Origin of the sequence: Listeria grayi DSM 20601 (genome assembly GCF_000148995.1) — a bacterium.
GTDB classification, from domain to species: domain Bacteria; phylum Bacillota; class Bacilli; order Lactobacillales; family Listeriaceae; genus Listeria; species Listeria grayi.
In genome coordinates, this window is the sequence record NZ_GL538352.1 from 1,133,178 (window position 1) to 1,152,575 (window position 19,398).

The 19,398-nt window shown below is 42.4% G+C and carries 15 protein-coding genes; all 15 read right to left on the minus strand.

Annotated elements, in window-relative coordinates; genetic code table 11:
• Nucleotides 1-812 precede the first annotated feature (812 nt).
• A complete protein-coding gene (lysS, locus tag HMPREF0556_RS05670; protein ID WP_003756364.1) occupies nt 813-2,309 on the minus strand; it encodes a lysine--tRNA ligase in 1,497 nt (498 codons plus the stop codon).
• Between the two features lie 121 nt (nt 2,310-2,430).
• Entirely contained in the window at nt 2,431-3,420 is a 990-nt protein-coding gene (gene dusB / locus HMPREF0556_RS05675; RefSeq protein ID WP_036105896.1) for a tRNA dihydrouridine synthase DusB, read from the minus strand.
• 79 nt (nt 3,421-3,499) lie between these two features.
• Nucleotides 3,500-3,979 carry a 2-amino-4-hydroxy-6-hydroxymethyldihydropteridine diphosphokinase gene (gene folK / locus HMPREF0556_RS05680; protein ID WP_003756367.1) on the minus strand — a complete coding sequence of 160 codons (480 nt, stop codon included), beginning with the start codon at nt 3,977-3,979 and terminating at the stop codon, nt 3,500-3,502.
• 4 nt (nt 3,980-3,983) lie between these two features.
• Nucleotides 3,984-4,343, minus strand: a complete 360-nt coding sequence (gene folB / locus HMPREF0556_RS05685) for a dihydroneopterin aldolase (protein ID WP_003756369.1) — start codon at nt 4,341-4,343, stop codon at nt 3,984-3,986.
• On the minus strand, nt 4,336-5,127 hold the full coding sequence (gene folP / locus HMPREF0556_RS05690; RefSeq protein ID WP_077904789.1) for a dihydropteroate synthase: 792 nt from the start codon (nt 5,125-5,127) through the stop codon (nt 4,336-4,338). Before folP ends, folB begins: the two co-directional genes overlap by 8 nt.
• A 534-nt stretch (nt 5,128-5,661) precedes the next feature.
• Nucleotides 5,662-6,588 carry a cysteine synthase A gene (gene cysK / locus HMPREF0556_RS05695; protein ID WP_003756375.1) on the minus strand — a complete coding sequence of 309 codons (927 nt, stop codon included), beginning with the start codon at nt 6,586-6,588 and terminating at the stop codon, nt 5,662-5,664.
• Nucleotides 6,589-6,688: 100 nt separating this feature from the next.
• On the minus strand, nt 6,689-7,576 hold the full coding sequence (gene hslO, locus HMPREF0556_RS05700) for an Hsp33 family molecular chaperone HslO (RefSeq protein WP_003756376.1): 888 nt from the start codon (nt 7,574-7,576) through the stop codon (nt 6,689-6,691).
• Complete coding sequence (locus HMPREF0556_RS05705; RefSeq protein WP_040486507.1) at nt 7,577-8,350, minus strand: type III pantothenate kinase; 774 nt, start codon at nt 8,348-8,350, stop codon at nt 7,577-7,579.
• An 82-nt stretch (nt 8,351-8,432) separates the two neighbouring features.
• The gene (gene ftsH / locus HMPREF0556_RS05710; protein ID WP_003756380.1) at nt 8,433-10,496 is read right to left on the minus strand and encodes an ATP-dependent zinc metalloprotease FtsH; all 2,064 of its coding nucleotides are present in this window, start codon (nt 10,494-10,496) and stop codon (nt 8,433-8,435) included.
• Between the two features lie 255 nt (nt 10,497-10,751).
• Nucleotides 10,752-12,692 (minus strand): hypoxanthine phosphoribosyltransferase, encoded by a 1,941-nt coding sequence (gene hpt / locus HMPREF0556_RS05715; RefSeq protein WP_003756383.1) that lies wholly within the window; start codon nt 12,690-12,692, stop codon nt 10,752-10,754.
• A 108-nt stretch (nt 12,693-12,800) separates the two neighbouring features.
• Complete coding sequence (locus HMPREF0556_RS05720) at nt 12,801-13,226, minus strand: S1 domain-containing RNA-binding protein (RefSeq protein WP_003756385.1); 426 nt, start codon at nt 13,224-13,226, stop codon at nt 12,801-12,803.
• A gap of 95 nt (nt 13,227-13,321) precedes the next feature.
• Complete coding sequence (locus HMPREF0556_RS05725) at nt 13,322-13,717, minus strand: FtsB family cell division protein (protein WP_003756386.1); 396 nt, start codon at nt 13,715-13,717, stop codon at nt 13,322-13,324.
• A 184-nt stretch (nt 13,718-13,901) separates the two neighbouring features.
• A complete protein-coding gene (locus HMPREF0556_RS05730) occupies nt 13,902-14,165 on the minus strand; it encodes an RNA-binding S4 domain-containing protein (protein ID WP_277813140.1) in 264 nt (87 codons plus the stop codon).
• A gap of 22 nt (nt 14,166-14,187) precedes the next feature.
• On the minus strand, nt 14,188-15,771 hold the full coding sequence (locus tag HMPREF0556_RS05735) for a putative polysaccharide biosynthesis protein (protein ID WP_003756390.1): 1,584 nt from the start codon (nt 15,769-15,771) through the stop codon (nt 14,188-14,190).
• Nucleotides 15,772-15,801: 30 nt separating this feature from the next.
• Nucleotides 15,802-19,341, minus strand: a complete 3,540-nt coding sequence (mfd, locus tag HMPREF0556_RS05740) for a transcription-repair coupling factor (protein WP_040486508.1) — start codon at nt 19,339-19,341, stop codon at nt 15,802-15,804.
• Nucleotides 19,342-19,398 lie beyond the last annotated feature (57 nt).

Genomic DNA, 19,398 nt, shown 5'->3' on the forward strand with positions numbered 1-19,398 from the left:
GCCTCCCGTAGGAGTCTGGGCCGTGTCTCAGTCCCAGTGTGGCCGATCACCCTCTCAGGTCGGCTATGCATCGTCGCCTTGGTAGGCCTTTACCCCACCAACTAGCTAATGCACCGCGGGCCCATCTGTAAGTGACAGCCGAAGCCGCCTTTCAAACCTGCTCCATGCGGAGCTGATTATTATTCGGTATTAGCTCCGGTTTCCCGGAGTTATCCCAATCTTACAGGCAGGTTGCCCACGTGTTACTCACCCGTCCGCCACTAACGACCAAAGGAGCAAGCTCCTAAGGTCATTCGTTCGACTTGCATGTATTAGGCACGCCGCCAGCGTTCGTCCTGAGCCAGGATCAAACTCTCTTTAAAATAAAGTGCGTTTGAATATTTATTCGTTTGACCGAATAAATTCCTCGCGTCATAAATTGACTTCGCTAGCAATTACTTACTAGTTTGTTACTATTTGGAAACAACTTTTTGTTTCCGCTTGCGATGTTCCGAAACATACTGTTCCGTTACCATTTCGTCTTCTTTTTGTTCAGTTTTCAAAGGTCGTTTTATTTAAGTTACTGTTTTAGCAGCAACTCTTATATCTTACACTCCACAAAACGTTATGTCAAGATGTTTTTACAAAAAAAATCATTTTTTATCAATCTCTTAAAACGTTTAACTGGAACGTTTATAAATATACCACGTTTTATTACCCTTTGCAAGAGAAAATGCGTAAAAAAGTTTCACTTTGGCAAATTTGTTTTTTTCTTACAACTAAACGAAAATCCGAGAATAAAAATCTCGGATTTTCATTTATAAAATCAGGCATCAATCACGATGTTTCATTGTCGGAAATAGCAAAACATCTCGTATTGATGGTGCATTTGTCAATAGCATAACAAGACGGTCGATCCCTATACCTAGTCCACCTGTTGGCGGCAGTCCATATTCTAAAGACTCAAGGAAATCTTCATCCATACTGTGCGCTTCATCATTGCCTTGTTCTCGTTCTTTCACTTGCCCTTCAAAACGCTGGCGTTGGTCGATAGGATCATTTAACTCGGAGAACGCATTCGCATGTTCTCTACCGACGATAAATAACTCGAATCGATCAGTGAAACGTTCATCTTCTTTGTTTTTCTTCGCTAACGGAGATATTTCCACTGGGTGTCCATAAACGAATGTTGGTTGAATCAATTTTTCTTCTACGAAAGTTTCAAAAAACTCATTAAGGATATGTCCATATGTCATGTGTTCGGTTATCGCAACATTATGTTCTTTCGCTAGTGCTTTTGCTTCTTCGTCCGTTTTAACCGTCCAGAAATCTACACCAGCGTATTCTTTAACAGCATCTGCCATATGCAGACGACGCCATTTCGGTGTTAGATCAACTTCATACTCGCCATATTGGATTTTCGTTGTACCATGCAGCTTTTCAGAAACGTAGGCAACTAATCCTTCTACTAATTCCATTACGTCTTCATAATTTTCAAATGCTGCATAAGATTCAAGCATTGTAAATTCAGGGTTGTGTCGCGTAGAAATACCTTCGTTTCTAAACACTCGCCCGATTTCGTATACTTTATCCATCCCGCCGACAATCAGGCGTTTCAGATGCAATTCTAGTGCAATGCGCAGATATAGATCCATATCCAGTGCATTATGATGTGTAATGAAAGGTTTTGCTGCTGCTCCACCAGGAATCGTATGAAGAACAGGAGTTTCTACTTCTAAATAATCTTCTTTATCCATGTATTCACGGATGTAGCGAAGGATCTTACTACGCATAACGAAGCGTTTTTGGCTTTCGTCATTTGTGATCAAGTCTAAATATCTTTGACGATAGCGTTGTTCTACATCTTTAAGGCCATGATATTTATCTGGCAGAGGGCGCAAGGATTTTGACAACAAAGTGAAGGCTTCTGCTTTGACGGATAATTCGCCAGTATTTGTGCGGAAAACGGTCCCTTTGATGCCGATGATATCGCCAAGATCCGCTAGTTTGAATACTGCATACGCATCTTCGCCAACATTATCTTTGCGAATATAGATTTGAAGTTGATGGAAACGATCTTGAATATGTGTAAAGCCTACTTTGCCTTTCACACGTTTTGTCATGATTCTTCCTGCTACGCTTACTTCGACTGCAGCTTCTTCTAATTCTTCTTTGGTTTTATCTTTATATTGTTCTTCTATTTCTTCAGGACTAATAGAGCGAACAAACTTTTCACCAAACGGGTCAATGCCTTCTTGGCGTAATGTATCTACCTTTTCGCGGCGAACCAGCAGTTGATCATTCAGTTCTTCATGGTTCTCGTGACTCATGTACGTACACTCCTATTCTATTCATTTTACAGACTATTTTCATTATACGCTTTTTCACCATCGTTTTTCTAGTTAAAAATAAAAAAAGTTGCTCTAATTTGCTAGAGCAACTTCCGCCTTCTTATCTAACTAATTGCTTTGCTTCATATTGATCTACGAAATCGCGCAGGATCATTTCCATTTCAGCTTGAGTAGTCGCCTGATTTGCCGCTACTTTTGCTCTTGTACTTCCACGGGCACCTTTTAAATAGTATGCTGCGTGTTGACGGAATTCGCGAACAGCGATGTTTTCGCCTTTCAATGCGATCAAACGTTTTAAGTGAAGCAATGCTGTTTCGATCTTTTCTCTTGGTTCTGGTTCTGGCAGGAGTTCTCCAGTTTCCAGATATTTCACAGTACGATAGATCATCCACGGATTTCCTAGTGCAGCACGGCCGATCATAACGCCATCTGCATTGGTGTGTTCTAAGATCCGCTTAGCATCTTCTGGAGTTTTGACATCTCCATTTGCCATAAATGGTATTTTGATTTCTTTTTTTACATCGCGCAAAACATCCCAGTCTGCATTACCTTCATACATTTGTACGCGTGTTCTACCGTGCATTGCTACCGCTGCTGCTCCTGCTCGTTCTGCTGCTTGCGCATTTTCGATCGCGAAGATATGGTCATCATCCCAGCCGATACGCATTTTGACTGTGACTGGTTTGTCTACTGCATCTACAACTGCAGATACCATTTCGTAAACTTTATTTGGATCAAGCAGCCATTTCGCACCTGCTTCACATTTGATGATCTTGTTGACCGGACAACCCATATTGATATCTATAATATCTGCCGTGGTATTTTCTGCCACAAACTTTGCTGCTTCAACTAATGTATCTTTTTCGCCTCCGAAAATTTGGAGACTAAGTGGTTTTTCTTTTTCATCGATGTATAACATATCTAGTGTTTTTGTATTGCGGTAAGCGATCCCCTTGTCACTGATCATTTCACAACAAACCAGCCCCGCCCCAAACTCTTTGACGGTCAAGCGGAACGCAGAGTTTGAAATACCTGCCATTGGAGCTACGACAACTCTGTTTTTGATTTCTACATTTCCAATCTGAAACACGACATATTCCCCTTCCATTAAATACTAAAAAGCGCTAGTGTAATGTTATCATACTACCCAAAAACTGCAAGTGCCAAATTTACCAGTTTACTTGGTTTTTCGTTTTTTTGATGCCTTGCTCTGCTAAAACAGCTTGAGATTCTATTGATCCAGCTAATTCCGGAGCGATTTCGAGCAACGGTATCATAACAAAAGCTCTCTCTTTCATCAACGGATGCGGTACGATTAGGTCTTCTGTTTGAATGATCTGATCATCATAAAGAAGGATGTCGATGTCGATCAGACGCGGCCCCCATTTAAACAACCTTACTCGCCCGATCTTTTTTTCGAGAGCTAAGCAGAAGGTCAGCAGATCGTGAGGTGCAAGCGAAGTAGCTATTTCTACTGCAATGTTCAGAAAGCTGGCCTGATCTTCATAACCTACCGGATCTGTTTCATATATAGAAGAGACTCCTACGACCTTGATTTGCGGATGATCCTTTAAACCGACCACAGCTGCCTCCAAATTGGTTTCCCTCTCCCCCATATTTGTACCTATCGATAGATAAACTTTTGCCACGAAATCACCTTCCTCGTGTTATTTCAACCGCTACGGAATGAAAATGCCCTGCGATTGGTGGATTGGGCTTGATTACTTTTACAATTACTTCTTCAATCAAAGGATAATCTGTCAATACACGGTGTGCGATATTTTCAGCCAGCGCTTCAATCAATTTAAATCGTTTCTTTTCTGTTATCTCTTTTACTGTCTCGTAGACGTCTGCATAGCTGACTGTATCGGCCACGTCATCTGACAGGCCCGCTTGCTTGGTCGATAAACCTAAAGTGAGTGATACTTGAAAAGCTTGTCCTAACCGGTTTTCTTCCGGGAGAACACCGTGATAGCCGTAAAAAGCTAGTTCATTCATGTAGATCTTATCCATTTTTTCGTTCTCCTCCAATACTTCTATTTCCCAAGATCGCATCTGTCATGACCACCATGCGCATCATTGGAAGCACATCGTGGACACGCACGATTTTACATCCTTTAGTGATTCCATAAACAATCGTCGCACCAGTTCCTTCCGATCGTTCTTCTACCGGCAAATCAAGTACGATACCAATCGTGGATTTTTTACTTGTTCCTAACAACACTTCATAGCCTAGCGCGACGATCTCATCAATGCGCCTCAAAACTTCTAAATTTTGTTCTGGTGTTTTCACAAAGCCGAACCCAGGATCTAGAATAATGTGATCATCCGGGATATGGGCTTGTTTTGCTAGCGTGATACTTTCTTGCAGATCCCGCTTTACATCTTCCATAAAGTTATCATAATCGGTATTCGTGCGGTTGTGCATGAGGCAGATCGGCACATTATATGTAGCAGCCACTTTTAAAATCGCCGGATCCTGCTTTCCGCCCCATTGATCATTTATTAGATCCGCACCCGCAACAATTGCGGCTTCAGCAGTTTCCGCTCGCCAAGTATCGATAGATATCCATATTTCTGGAAATTTTTTCCGAATCGCTTCAATGACAGGAATCACTCTGCTGCGCTCCTCTTCCAAATCGACTTCAGAAAAATTTGGTCTCGTGGAAATACCGCCGACATCGATAATGGATGCCCCAGCAGCTACCATCGATTCCGCTTGTTTCACCGCAGCTGCTAAGTCGATGTATTTATTCCCATCGGAAAAAGAATCCGGTGTGATATTTAGAATGCCCATTACTTTCGTTTCGTCAGTCTTTTGCCACTGTTTCACAGTACTCCCCCTTTTTATTTCTTTTTCTATTATAGCAGAAAGCACCTAATTTAAGGCACAAAAAAACCGATGCGGAAAAGGGATAACCGCATCGGTCAAAAAAGGGAGTTTGGGATTTTCATTCTTAAAGGGAGAAAGAAATGAAAATGTTTTGCTTGTTGTTAGCTTATAACTATATATTAACCACTTTTTGCGTGAATCTACTGTGAATCAAATTAGAATTTCGTTAAAGTTTTACGATAGTTTTCTTTTTTTATGCATCAAAAAACCAATGTGGAAAAGGGATAACCACATCGGTCAAAAAAGGGAGTTTGGGATTTTCATTCTTAAAGGGAGAAAGAAATGAAAATGTTTTGCTTGTTGTTAGCTTATGACTATATATTAACCACTTTTTGCGTGAATCTACTGTGAATCAAATTAGAATTTCGTTAAAAGTTTATGATGTTCTTTTAAAAAAGCGATTCACCTGATCAAAGGTGAATCGCTTCGGAAATCGTATTATTCGTCAAAATTATATAACGCCGTGCTAAGGTAGCGTTCACCGTTGCTGGCAACGATCGCTAGAACCTTCTTACCAGTTCCGAGTTCCTTCGCTAGATCTAATGCGGCCTTGATAGTAGCGCCCGAGGATATCCCAACAAGAATCCCCTCTTTACTTGCTACTTCACGAGCAACTTTCAACGCGTCGTCGCTTGTTACTTTGATAATACCGTCGTATACTTTTGTGTCTAAAATATCGGGAACAAAACCAGCGCCGATACCTTGGATCTTATGCGGAGAAGGTGTTCCGCCACTTAAAACAGGGGATTCATCTGGTTCTAAAGCATAAACTTTTACGTTTGGATAATTCTTTTTAAGAACATGTCCTACACCAGTAATGGTTCCGCCTGTTCCTACGCCGGCGATAAAAGCATCTAAGCCTTCTTCTCCAAACGCTTCCACAATTTCCGGTCCAGTTGTTTTTTCATGGATTTCCGGATTAGCTGGATTGTGGAATTGTTGAGGAATGAAATAGCCGTGTTCTTTTGCTAATTCTTCCGTTTTTTCGATCGCGCCTTTCATGCCCAATTTCCCAGGTGTCAGTACCAGTTCAGCACCATAGGCTTGAAGGAGCTTTCTGCGTTCTGTACTCATTGTATCCGGCATTACAAAGACTGCTTTGTAGCCTTTAGAAGCAGCGACCATTGCTAGACCAATACCTGTGTTGCCGCTTGTCGGCTCGATGATCGTATCTCCCGGTTTCAAGGCGCCTGATTTTTCTGCTTCTTCAATCATCGCGTTGGCAATTCGATCTTTTACGCTACCACCTGGATTTTGAAATTCTAATTTCACATATACATCTGCACTTCCTGCTTCCGGTAAACGATTCAATTTAACAATGGGGGTTTTTCCGATTAATTCTGTTATCGAGTTAGCAATTGTCATTTTTTCCACTCCTTTGTGAGTTCTTTCTTCTACTTTAATTAAACCCGAGTAGTTTTGTCAAGTTTGAGCTATAAAAATAAGAGAAGAATAATTTCTTCTCTTATTTCGCTTGTAATTTAAATTCTTTCAATTCGTCTTCTGTAAATGTAAACTTATTCCGACAAAAATGACATTCCGCTTCCGCACCATGATCTTCGTCGATCATTGCTTGGATTTCATCTTTTCCTAGGGAAATAATGGCATTGCCAAATCTTTCTTTGGAACAAGTACATTCAAACTTCACAGCACTTTTCTCTAAGATCTGTACATTTTCTTCGCCGCCTGCAAGTTTGGCAATGATGGATTCTGGTGTTTCGCCGTTATCGATCATGCGGGAAACGGTTGGCAGGTCCTTGAGGATTTTTTCCAACTGCGCAATGATTTTCTCTGTTGCACCTGGAAGTAATTGCAAAATAAACCCACCTGCGGCTTCGATTGTATCGTCCGGATTGACAAGTACTCCTACGCCTACTGCCGAGTTTACTTGTTCGGAGTTTGCTAGATAGTAAGTGAAATCTTCACCGATTTCTCCGGAAACGATTGGTGTTTGCCCTGTGAACTTTTCTCCAAATCCTAAGTCCTTCACGACAGAAAGCGTTCCTTGTGTACCAACGCCTCTTCTAACGTCCAATTTCCCGACACTGTTCAATTCATTGAAATGGACATGCGGATTAGCGACGTAGCCACGAACCTTTCCTTCTGCATCACTATCAGCAACGATATACCCGATCGGGCCGTCGCCTTCTATTTTAACGGTCAATTTTTGGTCGCCTTTTTGCATTGCACCCATCAATAATGTGGCCGTCATGGTGCGTCCAAGCGCTGCGGAAGAAACAGACCAAGTATCGTGGCGGCGTTGTGCTTCTCCGATTGTTTCGGTTGTTGTTACAGCATATATTCTCACTAGACCATCATAGGCAAGTGCTTTTACTAAATAATCATTTGTCATTTAAAAATCTCCTTTATTTTGCTTATATAACTGTGCAAGTCCTTTCAATGTCAAAAAGGGATCGACAACATCGACCTGTTTGGAATCTGCGGAGATCAAGCGGGCTAGCCCCCCTGTAGCAACCACTACTGGATTGCTTGCTACTTCCGCTTTCATCGCTTGGACGATTCCTTCAAATTGACCGATAAAGCCATAATAGATCCCAGCCTGCATGGAACTGACAGTTGTTTTCCCGATCACCCTCTGTTTGGCTTGGATTTCCACGCGCGGTAGTTTCGCCGCTCTCGTGTAAAGTGCTTCGGTAGAGATCATGATGCCCGGTGCGATCGCTCCGCCAAGATACATCCCTTTTTCATCTACATAACAGAAGGTTGTTGCCGTTCCAAAATCCACGACGATAACCGGTTTTCCGTATTCCGCTAATGCGGCTACGCAATTAACGATTCGGTCGGCGCCGATTTCTTTCGGATTATCTACTTTCAAATTAAGACCGGTTTTTATACCTGGTCCGACAACGATCGGTTCGATTTCGAAATAGCGACGGCACATATTTTCTACCGTGTGCATCACTGGTGGAACGACGGAAGAAATAATGATTCCTTCGACGTCTTCTAAGCGATACTTCGCAAATTGGAATAAATTTATTACGGTAATGCCTAATTCATCTGTCGTGCGGTTTTTTTCAGTCGTGATCCGCCAATGCTTTTTCAGCGTTTCATTTTCAAAGACGCCCAACGTTGTATTTGTGTTACCGACATCAATCACAAGTATCATATTTCCACCTCGGCTCATCGATGATTTGCAAAAGCCAAGCATGACTCTTTTAAAAGAGTAAGCTTGGCTTTTGGCATGGTTTTTATTTGTCTTCTTTATCAGAAGGTGTTTGTTCTGCATTTGGCGCATCTTCAGAGCTTACTTCTTTCGGCTCTTGATCCGCTGGTTTTTCTTCGTCTTCCGCTACTTTCTTTTCTTCTTCAAAAGATTTCGGTTCTGCTGCTTCCGTTTCTTTCTCAGAAGGATACTCGATCACATCGTCTTCTCCTCTTTCTGGAGGCATTACGCCATCGTCGAACAAGGAACGGATTTGTCTAGCATCTAGTGTTTCTACTTCAAGTAGTGTTTCTGCAATTAGTTTGTGACGGTCTTGGTGTTCGGTAATGATATTTTTCGCTCTGTCGTAACAAGAACGAATCAAGCTTTGAACTTCTGTATCGATCTCATAAGCGATCTTGTCGGAATAATTTTTCTCATTTCCGAAATCTCTGCCCATGAAGACTTGTCCGTTACCGGAAGAGAATTGAAGTGGTCCGATCTTGTCGCTCATACCCCATTCCGTAACCATGCGGCGCGCGATTTCAGTAGCACGTTCAAAGTCATTGCTGGCACCAGTAGTAACTTCGCCAAAGGTAACATCTTCCGCGACACGTCCACCTAACAGTCCGGTGATCCGGTCAAGCAGTTCAGCTTTTGTCATTAGGAAACGGTCTTCTTTTGGAAGCATAACAGCATATCCACCAGCTTGTCCACGTGGTACGATCGTTACTTTATGCACCACTTCTGCTTCGTCTAATACCATACCAACGATAACGTGACCAGCTTCGTGATAAGCAACTGTCCGGCGTTCTTTTTCGGAGATAACGCGGTTTTTCTTCGCAGGACCGGCAATAACGCGGTCGCTTGCTTCATCTAGATCCGACATATCGATTTCTTTTTTATCAGATCTCGCTGCCACTAACGCGGCTTCGTTCAGCAAGTTCTCCAGATCTGCACCTGAGAAACCTGGTGTACGTTGTGCGATTGCTTTCAAATCAACACTTTTAGCGAGTGGTTTATTTCTAGCATGTACCAGTAGAACAGCTTCTCTACCTTTAACATCGGGACGATCGACCATGATTTGACGGTCAAAACGTCCTGGACGAAGAAGGGCTGGGTCAAGTACGTCAGCACGGTTAGTTGCTGCAATGATGATGATTCCTTCGTTACCACTGAAACCATCCATTTCTACTAGTAATTGGTTCAATGTTTGTTCCCGTTCGTCATGTCCGCCGCCCATTCCTGCGCCACGTTGACGTCCTACTGCATCGATCTCATCGATGAAAATGATACATGGGGCGTTTTTCTTCGCGTTTTCAAAGAGGTCACGTACACGGCTTGCACCGACCCCAACGAACATTTCCACGAAGTCAGAACCACTAATGGAGAAGAATGGTACGCCAGCTTCTCCAGCTACTGCTCTTGCAAGCAATGTTTTACCAGTACCAGGAGGTCCGACTAGCAAGACACCTTTAGGGATCCGTGCTCCTAGATTCGCAAATTTGCGGGGATCTTTCAAGAATTCTACTACTTCAACTAGCTCTTGCTTTTCTTCATCTGCTCCAGCTACATCTGTGAAGCGTACTTTCTTTTTATCATCATTGTAGAGTTTCGCTTTGCTCTTACCAAAGTTCATCACTCTACCACCGCCGCCACCTTGAGATTGGCTCATCAAGAAGAAGAACAAGATGAAAATGATAAGGAAAGGAACGATCGATGTTAGGAAAGTGATCCACCCATTATTTTGTTTCGCGGGCAGTGTTTCAAATTTTACATCTTTATGTTCTTTCAATTGTTTATTGATATCGGAAAGCATACTGTCGCTGCTGATGACATAGGATACAAAAGATGTATCATTTTTTGTTTGTCCTAGACCAGTTTTAGTGGTTTGTCCTTCGCTCGCAACAAAATCGCCTTTAATGGTGTAAACATTCCGATCCGGCTGCATCGTAAACGATTTGACTTTGCCATCTTCCAATTTGGTGATGAACTCATTATAGCTGACATCCTTGGCTGCATCTTTTTTATTGTTCAATGATGCGACGATCCCAATAATGACCAAGAAGATGATGACGTAAAATATTGCATTTCTAAAAAACCTGTTCATTCCTTACCTCCTCCTACGCAAGAGCTTGGATGGCGCTCATTATTTTCTACACATATCCATAGTTTTTTCCTCTTACGAAGTTTCCTAAAATAAAGTTTATTTTATTTAACAATTGATATAAATTAAATTGAATGTGAAAACTATGCTTTATGATAGCATATTGCCTTTTAAAAGCCCACTATTTTGCATAGCATGGGAAATCACATCGCTTCTATATTCTATAGTAACAAATTATTGTTCTGTTTGTGAAGTATTTTAATCTGAATATACTTCCGGCTTCAATACACCGATATAAGGAAGGTTGCGGTATTTTTCTGCGTAATCCAGGCCGTAACCTACTACGAACTCATTTGGAACTAAAAAGCCTACATAATCAGCGCTGATGTCTACATTGCGTCCCTCTGGTTTATCAAGAAGCGTAACCAATTTGACCGACTTCGCTTTGCGGTATTTGATCAAGTCGACCAAATAGCTCAGCGTTCTGCCACTGTCGATGATATCTTCTATGATAAGCACATCTCTTCCTTCAACAGAGGTGTTTAAATCTTTAATGATTTTCACTTCTCCTGAAGAAGTCATTCCATTTCCATAGCTCGAAACGTCCATGAAATCCATTTCCAAATAAGTATCAATGCGTTTAAGCAGGTCTGTCATGAACGGAGTCGCTCCTTTTAAGATACCAATAGCAAGTGGATTGCGACCGTCATACTCGGCAGTTAGTTCGCGACCTAATTCGCCGATTTTTTCTTGAATTTCTTCCTCTGAAAGTAGCACCGTTTGTATATCGTTATGCATGCTTCTATTTCCTCCTAAATTTTGGGTATACCGAATAATATATTGTTTTTGTTCTCGACTTGGTGAGGTTGCATATGCGGAAAGTTTGACACCTGGTATCCACAAGATGTTCCCGGTAAAGTCCGTAATAATCGGTACCGCATCTCGCAAATGGCGCGGCACTTTCGCATCGATCAAAATATCCTTCACTTTTTTTGTGCCTGTCGTACCTTTTAATGTCATTCGGTCACCGGTCATCCGATTACGGATAATCAAAGGCAATGTCACATCCGCTTGATTAAGGATGATCCCATTCAGCCCTGCCGTTTGAACAACGGAGCTCTTTGCTTTTAATTTGATTTCCATGTCGTTTTCCAGATGGATGCGTTCATTCACATCTAGCGCATGATAGAATTCTCGGTTTACGGGCGTTTCTCCAAAGAAAAAGTGCATTTCCTCATAAGAACGTCTGACTTGAAGGCTTTGAGGCAACTGCAAAACAGCAGAAGGATTCTTGCCTTGAATACATAGCAAAATCTGTTTGATGTGTTGGGTAGAAACATAGGAGGTCTCATTCTTATACAGATAGTTTAATAGTAAATGAATTACCCGTCGTTGTAAAGGAATCCCTGCTTTTTTAAGCAGAACGAGATCTAATCGTGCCCCGCCATTTTCCAGTTCTGCGCAAGCCTCAAATAATTCACCAGCTTGTTCATCCAAAAAAGTGAAATCTTCACGGGTCTCTTCAGCGAAACGCGTGATTTGCGATGCAAGCGAAGGGTTCTCGGCTTTTAAGAGTGGAATCACTTTTTTGCGCAGTCTGTTGCGGGTGAAGATCGTTTCCTCATTGGTATCATCTAAGGCGAACTGAATATCTTGACGCTGACAATAGGCAAGAATATCTGATTTAGAGGCTGTCAAGAAAGGTCGGATCACTTGCCCAGCTCCCAATTTCCTAACCGGTGCGATCCCGCTCCAACCTGAACTGAAGCTACCTCTAACCAGACGCATCATGATCGTCTCTACCTGATCATCTGCATGATGAGCCGTGACGACCTGATCGATCCCGGCTTCCTGCATTACTTCTTCAAAGCATTGGTATCTTACATATCGAGCAGCTTCTTCTATCCCTTTTTTACGTTCGGCAGCAATTGCTTTCACATCAATAGTGCGGGAAAATAGATCGACTCCGAGCGTTTGACAGCTGTCATGAACCAATGTTTCTTCATCAAGCGATTCTGCGCGCAATTGATGGTTCACGTGGACCGCAGCTATGTTTTGCAATGGAAAAAAGCGGACGATAAAATGCAGTAAAGCAAGTGAATCTGGCCCACCGGAAACTGCTACCAGTATTTTTTTATTTCTATCGAGCAGCTGTTTTTGCTTGATGTAGGCGTACGTTCGCTGTTCAAATTCATCCATTATTCCGTTACCTGCCTTTTATACCGACTTTGGATTCTCATTGAGCTAGTAAGAAAAAGTGCACCGTATCATGAAAATATACGGTGCATCTCTATTGTGAACCTGTTATTAACCGCGTCTTGCGCCGCGTCCGCCACGTTTTGATTCTGTTTGGCGTTTCAGCGTAGAAAGACGATCTTCGCTATCTTTTAGGAATTTAGACATTTTATCTTCAAAATTCTCTACTGGTTTAGCTGTATTAGCAGGTTTTTTATTATATTTTGGTTTATTGTCATATTTTCTTTCAGGTCTGTCAGGACGATCGACTGCTTTACGAATAGAAAGACCAATCTTTCCATCATCACCAATGTTCATTACTTTTACCGTTACTGCATCTCCAACGGTCAGAATATCATTAATGTCTTTTACATAATTATCTGCTACTTCACTAATATGGACAAGCCCTGTTTTGCCACCTTCCAATTCAACAAAAGCTCCAAAATTAGTAATACCAGTAACTTTACCTTGTACTTTATTGCCTACTTCGATCGACATAAAAAAATGTGTCCTCCTTAAAATTATCACTTATATAGGTTTAATTATAGTCCTTATTGCTGTTCTGTCAATTAGTCTAGCTTCTTATGATCCTATCACTCATCGGTTTCTTGACTGTTGTCTTTATCACCATCTATTTTAAATACGATTTCACCATTTTTAGACAGATAATACTCGCTTCTCGCTAATTTCGCGATGTAATTATCATCGTGTAATTTCAGGATCTGATCATTAAGCAGATTTTCTTTATCCTGTAGCGAGGCTAACTTCCGATCCACCTTTACTTTTTGCTCCTGCTTGTCTTTCAGCATTAGCGTCTGTTTCGTATAGGTGTATACAAGTGTCCCTCCCACGATGAAAAAGGCGATTCCCATGACTAACAGCCTTCTGAAAAGAGCAGTGCGTCTTAGACTACGTATTTTCTTATTTGCATTTTCTTTTTTTGTATAACGATTGTCCAGATCCGCGACTTTTTTATTTCTATTCGTCATGGATAGCACTCCTTCCTTTATTAAGGATACTTTTAGTCAATCTAAAAGGATTATCTAAGTAAAATAATACCAATAATTACGCCGTTTGTCTATTGCCAATCCGATATTTGAGATGTTTTCTCTTGACTTTTTTCACAAATTTAGGTTTTTAAAAAAGCTGCAGGAAAATTCCTGCAGCTTCTACTTATTCTTCATCATTTCGTTTTTCGCTAATAATCGTATACATTTCTGTCGCGGTCTCTTTGCGGGTGTGTTCTTCCAAACGTTCCACTTTTGCAGTTACCGTTTTTGGCCCGAAGCGGATCACAAGTTCATCATTCACTTTGATGTTTGTTCCGGGTTTGGCGACATTGCCGTTTACTTCGATCCGGCCTTTTTCAGCCACTTCCTTGGCAACTGTTCTTCGTTTGATCAATCGGGATACTTTTAAAAATTTGTCTAAACGCATTGTTTCTGCCATGAATTTTCACCTAATTTCTTTTATTTTTCAAAACTGCCTTACTTATTCTAAATAAAACGGTACTGAATGGTAATGCGGTAAAGTCTCTTTGGTTCAATACGTTATACCGCAAACTAAACAAGATAAACAATGCCCCGCCAATAAGGGAACTTCCAATCGCTTGGAGTGCACTTCCGCTGCGAGTAGTAAGTGGGAAGAAAGTCTCCCACAAAAGCGGAATACAAGCCATCAACAGGAGTGCAGCTGCTAAGCCGGCGAGTGTCTTTTTTGTGATAAATGCGAAAGGCAGTGTCTGTTTGAGCGCCAAATAGCAGCAGCCTAAAATGATCAATAGTCCCAAACAAGTTGCAATCGACGCCCCGGCTATACCTAGACGCGGAATCAAAAACTGATTTGCCAGCCATTTGACGACAATGCCGATCAAGACGCTGATAACAGGGATATAGAGTTTTCCAAAGCCCTGCAGAATGCTAGCAAACATCACGATCAACGAACTTAGCAACACCGCCGGCATAAATAACTGTAATTCTATCGTTCCCGCTGCCGTTTGGAAAAGCATCTGGTTGAGCGGCCGCATGATCACGATCAATCCGACCGTTTCTGCGCCTGCAACAAGCAAAGTGATTTTCACCGCCAGCAAGACCGAGCGTTTTAAGCCTCTAATGTCCTGCTTTACTCGTGCAGCAGTTATCATCGGGATCAACGCTAGCGAAAACCCGGTGGATAAAACTAATCCTAATTGGAGGATTGGTTGCGCACGGTCATAGACACCTTTCCAATTCCTTGCCAGATCTGCTGAAAATCCGTGAACGATCATGCCGCGGACAACTTGGAAAGAGTCTTCTAATTGAAATAATATCAACATCCCGCTGACGATACAAATCGCAGCTCCTTCAAGAAAAAACTTTTTGGTAACAGCTCGGTCTTCTGCTTTGGAAACTCGGACGTCTGCGATCTTGTAAGTGCGTTTATAAAAATACTGCAAAATCAAGATCGCGACGATCCCACCGATAATCGATCCGCTCATTGCAATACTGCCGGTTCGATAAAGGGCATATCCCATTTTCGTAGCAATACTGGCACCAATCAAAATAATCGCTACTCGGATGAATTGCTCCACCGTTTGAGATATTGCTGTAGGACGCATTTCCCGCTGTCCTTGAAAATAACCTCTTAGCAGCGCCAATTTTGGCATCAGTAAGAAAACAAAACTGACCACACGAATGATCCCTGCCAAATGTGAATCCCCCATCCCAAGCGCGATCCAATCCGCCAGAACAAATAGAAGGACAAAAGCCAGCACACTGGTTTGGATCAGCCGCTTGCGGACGATCTTGATGATTTTCCGCTGCGCTTCCTCGTTTCCTGTAGATTCAGCGATCAACTTAGAGATCACGACTGGAAGTCCACCTAGCGCTAATGTCATCGCTATCCCATAAATCGGATAGACTTGCTGAAAGATATAGAACCCCATATCTCCGACCATATTTTGAAAAGGCACACGATAGACAGCACTCAATAATTTAGAAATAAAGGAAGCAGCAGTCAGCCAGATCGCGCCATGCATCCATACTTTATCCATTTTAGTCGGCAAACTGCTGACCTCCTCTCTATTTTCCTGTTATCAGGAAGATGCTACTGTTTCTTTACGTGCGTGCTGTAGCTTCTCCACCATTACTTTCAATTGTTCTAGCCATTCTTTTTGCTGTTTGCGTTGGATATTCATTGTTAATTTCAGACGTGTGCCTTCCATGCCGATCCCTACGTTACGGCCATATTCGGAGATCGTTTGCATTACTTTATCACCTTGGATCTGCTGTGTTCCTTTATCGGAGAGCAAGATCGTAACTTTTTTCGGTTCTTGTTTTACAGATTCCACACCGACAATTAACGCGGCGATTTTCAGTTCTGTGATCGTAACCAAATATTCTACTTCATCCGGGTAGTCACCAAAACGGTCGATCAAGTCTGCTTGCAATTCTTCGAGCTCGTCCCGCTCAGTGATACTGCGGAAACGTTTGTACATCTCGATCTTTTGTCGACCGTCAGAAATGTAGTATTCCGGGATATAGGCATCTAGTTCTAAGTCGATTTCGACAGTTGGAACGCGTTCTTTCCGTTCTTCGCTAGGCTGACGAGCTTCGATCGCTTCTTTCAGCATTTGCGAGTAAAGATCGAAGCCGACGGAATCAATAAAGCCGTGCTGCTGCGCTCCTAAAATGTTTCCTGCTCCCCGGATCGATAAATCGCGCATTGCGATTTTGAACCCAGAGCCAAGTTCGGTAAATTCTTTGATCGCTTGCAGTCGTTTTTCTGCTTCTTCCCGTAATACTTTGTCCTTTTGATACATGAAATAAGCGTAAGCAATACGGTTAGAACGCCCGACCCGGCCGCGGAGTTGATAAAGTTGCGAAAGCCCCATGCGGTCTGCATCTTGGACAAACAGCGTGTTGACGTTCGGGATATCTACGCCTGTTTCAATAATCGTTGTCGTTACCAGTACATCGTATTCACCTTCTAAAAAGCTGACAATCACCGATTCTAACTCTGTTTCCGTCATTTGTCCGTGCGCAAAGGCAACGCGGGCATCTGGAACAAGTGCAGAAATCTCGTCGGCTTTCTGAACGATACTTTCGACGCGATTATAAAGGTAATACACTTGTCCTTCTCTTGCCAACTCGCGTTCGATCGCTTCCCGAATCATGACATTATTGCGTTCTGCCACATACGTTTGTACAGGAAAGCGGTTGGCTGGCGGAGTTTCAATGACCGACAGATCTCTAACGCCTAGCATCGACATATGCAACGTCCGCGGAATCGGTGTAGCGGTTAATGTCAGCACATCGATCTTCGCACGGATCGTTTTGATTTTTTCTTTATGCGTAACGCCGAAGCGCTGTTCTTCATCGACAACCAGAAAGCCTAAATCGCTATAAACCACATCTTTAGAAAGAAGGCGATGGGTTCCAACGACAATGTCTACGGTTCCTTTTTTCAAGCCTTCTAATGTTTCGTTTTGCTGTTTCTTTGTACGGAATCTGCTGAGCAGCCCGACTTCGATCGGGAATCCCTGGAAACGTTCTTTCATTGTTTCATAATGTTGCTGGGCAAGGATCGTCGTTGGAACTAAGAACGCTACTTGCTTGCCGTCCATGATTGCTTTGAAAGCCGCTCGGAGTGCAACTTCGGTTTTCCCATAACCAACGTCGCCTACTAGCAAGCGATCCATCGGGCGTGGTCTTTCCATATCTTTCTTGATTTCTTTGATCGAACGGATCTGATCATCGGTTTCTTGGTAAGGGAAGGCATCTTCAAATTCTCGCTGCATTTCGCTGTCTGGCGTAAAGGCATAACCTTTTTCCGCTTCCCGCTCAGCATATAATTTGATCAAGTCATCCGCAATATCTTGCACAGATGCTTTTACTTTGCTCTTCACCCGTTTCCATTCTGTTCCGCCCAACTTATGAAGCCTCGGTGCTTTCCCTTCCGAGCCAACGTATTTTTGGATCATTTCCAGTTGATCGACGGGCACGAATAATTTATCTTCGCCTTGATAGATCAGATTCAAGTAATCTTTGTGTACGCCACCAATATTCAGAGTTTCCATCCCCACATAGCGTGCGATCCCATGATTGATGTGTACCACGTAATCGCCGACTTTTAGCTCGGAATAGCTTTGGATCCGTTCGGCATTCGATAATTTTTGGCGTTTTTTTGTTTTCTTGACGGTTTTTTTATTGAATAATTCCGCTTCACTGACGACTACGAATTTCGCAAGTGGCAGTTCAAAACCATTATTGAAATCGCCAATCAAAAATTGGACGACTCCATACTTCGGCACATCTTGCTCTCTTTTCAGAATAACGCTTTCCATCTCATAATCAGCTAATGTCTGCTGCATTTTTTCCGCACGTTCCAAATTTGGCGCTAGCAAGATAACTGCATAATTATTTTTATGCCAGCTGTCTAATTCGGTTTTCAGAATATTCATCTGTCCATGGAACTGCTGCATTTGTTTGTAAACAAGATTCGTTGTTTTTGTGATTCTAATATTGCCGGCTTTTTGAAATAAAGATAAATAGATCATCGGCAGTTGATGATTGTCCAACAAGGGTTTTAATTGGTGACTCAGTGCTACATCTCGCACTGTTTTTAATGCTTCGAGCTGTTCCACTTGCCAGTCTGCTTCTTCTTTCTCCAAGCGTTCTTCCGTTTCTTGGATACGCGCATATTCATCGAGCATCAGAACGGTATTCTCAGCGGCATAATCCAAAAGGGTGCCTTGTTGTTCATAAATGAAACCAATATATTTGAAAAGCATGTCTGGTTTAATACCGGAACGAAGCAATTCTAAGTCTTCTTCGATGTTTTCCATCAATGTTTGCTTATCTTCGTCTTTACTCAGTGCTTGCAGGGAGGCAGCTAAGTGTTTTTCCAAGCGAGTTACAATTGCCGGGAAATCCTCCTGTTCGATCAATATTTCTGTAGCTGGTAAAAGCTGGAACGTATTGACTTTCTTTTGCGACCGCTGAGTTTCCACATCAAAATAACGTAGAGAATCGATTTCGGTATCAAAGAGTTCGATTCGCACTGGAAATTCTTCAGTAATAGGATAGACATCAATGATTCCACCGCGCACGCTGAATTCTCCTGGCGTATTGACCATTTGACTTGCTGTATATCCCATTGTTACAAGCCGTTCCCGCAGTTGATTCGGCTCGATCTCCTCGCCTTGCGTGATCGTCAGGTTGTTTTTTTGCCATAATGATTTTGGTGGCAAGATCCTTCTAAGTCCTGCTACCGGTACAACCACTACTCCCGGTTTTTGGGACAGCAGAAATTGCAGTACTTCCACGCGCTGACCGCGAAGTTCTGGACTAGAAACGCTCAACTCCGAGGAGATCAGTTCGTCTGCCGGATATAAAAACAGTTTATCTTTATCTACAAGCGATTCCAGATCGTCGTATAGTTTTTGCGCATGATAAAGGTTGTGTGTCACGATCAAAACTGTCCGTTTGCCAGCGCTTTCCACAACACTTGCGAAAAGTGCACGTGCAGAGCCCGATAGTCCTGTTACTAATTGCGCTGCTTTTTTATCGTCCAGCGCCTTTATGATCGATTGGATATCTTTCTGATCATATAATAATTGCTTCAAGCCTTCCATTTCATTTCTCTCCTTCATCATCGCTTATATCTATCAATGCGAAAAGCGCTATTGCTA

Bases quoted from the DNA above. Each gene is read 5' to 3' on its own strand.
- hpt (WP_003756383.1), bottom strand. From the start codon at position 12,692: ATGGATGAATTTGAACAGCGAACGTACGCCTACATCAAGCAAAAACAG.
- ftsH (WP_003756380.1), bottom strand. From the start codon at position 10,496: ATGAACAGGTTTTTTAGAAATGCAATATTTTACGTCATCATCTTCTTG.
- HMPREF0556_RS05730 (WP_277813140.1), bottom strand. From the start codon at position 14,165: ATGCGTTTAGACAAATTTTTAAAAGTATCCCGATTGATCAAACGAAGA.
- cysK (WP_003756375.1), bottom strand. From the start codon at position 6,588: ATGACAATTGCTAACTCGATAACAGAATTAATCGGAAAAACCCCCATT.
- lysS (WP_003756364.1), bottom strand. From the start codon at position 2,309: ATGAGTCACGAGAACCATGAAGAACTGAATGATCAACTGCTGGTTCGC.
- folB (WP_003756369.1), bottom strand. From the start codon at position 4,343: ATGGATAAGATCTACATGAATGAACTAGCTTTTTACGGCTATCACGGT.
- HMPREF0556_RS05725 (WP_003756386.1), bottom strand. From the start codon at position 13,717: ATGACGAATAGAAATAAAAAAGTCGCGGATCTGGACAATCGTTATACA.
- mfd (WP_040486508.1), bottom strand. From the start codon at position 19,341: ATGGAAGGCTTGAAGCAATTATTATATGATCAGAAAGATATCCAATCG.
- HMPREF0556_RS05705 (WP_040486507.1), bottom strand. From the start codon at position 8,350: ATGATACTTGTGATTGATGTCGGTAACACAAATACAACGTTGGGCGTC.
- hslO (WP_003756376.1), bottom strand. From the start codon at position 7,576: ATGACAAATGATTATTTAGTAAAAGCACTTGCCTATGATGGTCTAGTG.
- folP (WP_077904789.1), bottom strand. From the start codon at position 5,127: ATGGGCATTCTAAATATCACACCGGATTCTTTTTCCGATGGGAATAAA.
- HMPREF0556_RS05720 (WP_003756385.1), bottom strand. From the start codon at position 13,226: ATGTCGATCGAAGTAGGCAATAAAGTACAAGGTAAAGTTACTGGTATT.